General features: G+C 67.1%; 3 protein-coding genes. 2 read left to right on the forward strand and 1 reads right to left on the reverse strand.

Translation table 11 applies throughout. From position 1 onward, the window contains the following. The first annotated feature begins 75 nt into the window (after positions 1-75). Complete coding sequence (locus tag A2I95_RS31485) at positions 76-453, forward strand: hypothetical protein (RefSeq protein WP_291736149.1); 378 nt, start codon at positions 76-78, stop codon at positions 451-453. Next, a complete protein-coding gene (locus A2I95_RS31490; RefSeq protein ID WP_027259728.1) occupies positions 450-941 on the forward strand; it encodes a periplasmic heavy metal sensor in 492 nt (163 codons plus the stop codon). Before A2I95_RS31485 ends, A2I95_RS31490 begins: the two co-directional genes overlap by 4 nt. Positions 942-1,033: 92 nt before the next feature. Here A2I95_RS31490 and A2I95_RS31495 read toward each other — a convergent pair whose 3' ends face one another. Then, positions 1,034-2,428 carry a diguanylate cyclase gene (locus A2I95_RS31495; RefSeq protein ID WP_291736151.1) on the reverse strand — a complete coding sequence of 465 codons (1,395 nt, stop codon included), beginning with the start codon at positions 2,426-2,428 and terminating at the stop codon, positions 1,034-1,036. Positions 2,429-2,466: the final 38 nt, after the last annotated feature.

The following is a 2,466-nucleotide window of genomic DNA, read 5'->3' on the forward strand; positions in this document are numbered from 1 at the left end:
TGGAAAGTCTGACCGCCCGGGGCAAACGGGCGCTGGCCGCGGCATTGGCCGGGCGGCGCGAAGAGTTGGGGTATAATGATGGCTGACACGGATAAAGCACTGCAGGAGCTGGACGATCTGTTTGCCGTGGCGCGCAGTGAGCCGCCGGCGCTGCCGGACCGTTTGAATGCGGCTATCCTGGCAGATGCAGTGCGGGCGCAGGCGGGCTTTCAGGCTGCGGCGCCGGCGCAGGCGCCCCGGCAGCCGCTGTGGCGGGAGCTGATCGAAGCGCTGGGCGGCTGGCCCGCGCTGGGCGGGCTGGCAGCGGCCAGTGCGGCGGGGTTGTGGATCGGGGTGGCGCCGCCCTCCTTTGTGCCGGATCCGATGGCGCTGGCGGGGTATGAGGACAGCAGCACCGCGGTCCCCTATGACAGTTACGACATGGCGGTGGTGCTGAGTGAGGACCTGCAATGAGTGCGGAGGAAAAGCCTGGAATGAAGCTGTGGCTGAAACTGTTGCTGGCGGGGTCGCTGGCGCTGAACCTAGCGGTGATCGGCATCGCGACCGGAACGGCCTGGCGGTTCAGCGGCAAGGACAGGCACTGGCAGCGGCCGCCGTCGGTCGGGGCCATGATCTTCCGCGAGCTGGACCGCGACACCCGCAAGGCGCTGCGGCAAGAAGCGGGCGGCGCTCATGGCAGCTATTACAAGCGCCGCCAAGCAGAGGGTGAGGCGGTGATCGGAATGCTGCGTAGCGCAGACTTCGATGCGCAGGAGCTGCTGACGATACTGCAGATCCAGGCAGCGACGCGCCGTGCCTTTCACACTAAGGTACAGGAAGCCTGGGTGCGCAAGCTGGAAGCGATGACGGCGGAAGAGCGCGCGGCCTTTGCCAGCCGCATGGAAGAGCGGATGCAGCGGCGCGGCGGGCGTTGGCATGAACGGCAGAACGGGCGGGATTAAGCCGGCGGCGTGCAGCTGCGGGTCGCTTCCCGAGGTGCCAACCACAGAAGGCAGCCTCTGGCGGCTGCCAATTCCGGGATCGGCTGAGGACCTCAGGCTGCTTGGGTGCATTCCGGCGACAAGGTCACCTGATTGCGGCCCGCATCCTTGGCGTTGTAGAGGGCCTGATCGGCTTTCTCGACCAGCGCGGCGGTGCTGTCTTCATTGCCGCCGCCGCCCATGACTGCGCCGATGCTGATGGTGATCCTGACCGGATCGGCGGCGCCGGGCACCTGAAACGGAGTGCTGTTGATCGCATTGCACAGGGCGATGGCGGCCAGGCCTGCCTCGGCCTCGGTGGCGCCGGGCAGCACCGCCATGAATTCTTCGCCGCCGACGCGGGCCAGCAGGTCCGCCGGACGCAGCACCGCCTGCATCCGGCGGGCGGCCTCGATCAGCACGGCGTCGCCGGCTGGGTGGCCATAAAGGTCGTTGATCCGCTTGAAATGATCGAGATCGGCCAGCATGACGGCAAACTTTTCGCCAGTTGCGGTGGCGGAATGGGCCACCCGGTCCAGGAACGGCTTGGCATAGCGGCGGTTGTAAAGACCTGTCATCGGGTCCAGCACGGCTGCGCGCAACCCGTTGCGGACGCTGTCGCGCAGCCGGTCCTTGCGGGCCTTCTGCTGCAGCTGGGTGGTGAGGCGCAGCTGCAGTTCCTCAATATCAAAGCCGGATTGCAGCACGTCATGGGCGCCGCGGTCCAAGGCCTCGGCGGCGATATGCGGATCCGCCGGGTTGGGCACGGCAATCACCACCGATTTGCGGGTGGCAGCGCGGGCGCGCAGGTCAGCCAGCAGGCGCAGGCCGGGGCCGGCCGAAGCCTCTGTCAGTTCGATGATGATGGCATCGGCCACCGGCGCCTGCATCAGCCCTTGGATGTCGCTGATGGAATGGGTGCGCAGGTCATAGGGCAGGCGGCCGGCAAGCCGGTCGCGCCAGGCCCTAGCGGTGCGGGGATCCTGCGCCACCAGGGCAACGGAGGCATTGCGCAGATCCTCGGCGCATGTGCGGTCGCTGAGCGGCAGGATGAAGCCGTTTGAGGCATCGCGCTGCAGGTTCAGTTCTTCGGTGCTGCTGCGGGCGCGCAGCAGGCTGCGGATGCGGGCCTGCAGGATCACGTCATCCACCGGCTGCTGCAGTACATCGTCGATGCCCGCGGCCAGTGCGGCGAGCCGGGCTTTGGGTCCTTCCCAGTCGGAGACCGCGATCACCGGCAGATCGCCCAGTGCCTCATCCCCGGCCAATTCGCGTTTCACATCCGCGGCGGAGCCATCGGGCAGCGACATTGCGGAAAGCACCAGATCAGGGCGGTGGCGGCGGGCGGCCTGCAGCACTTCAGCCAGGCTGCCGGCTTGGACCACATCGTAATAGGCAGCCGCCAGCTGCACCTTCAGCATGATGCGGTTGGTGGAGACGCCGTCGATGACCAGGATAGTGCCTTGCACGCGGTATCCTTTCGCCCCTTGCAAATCCTATGACTGGA

The organism is Leisingera sp. F5 (genome assembly GCF_001593695.1).

What these genes read in the sequence shown, in the direction of transcription:
- A2I95_RS31485 (WP_291736149.1), top strand. Translation starts at nt 76, where the DNA reads ATGATGGCTGACACGGATAAAGCACTGCAGGAGCTGGACGATCTGTTT.
- A2I95_RS31490 (WP_027259728.1), top strand. Translation starts at nt 450, where the DNA reads ATGAGTGCGGAGGAAAAGCCTGGAATGAAGCTGTGGCTGAAACTGTTG.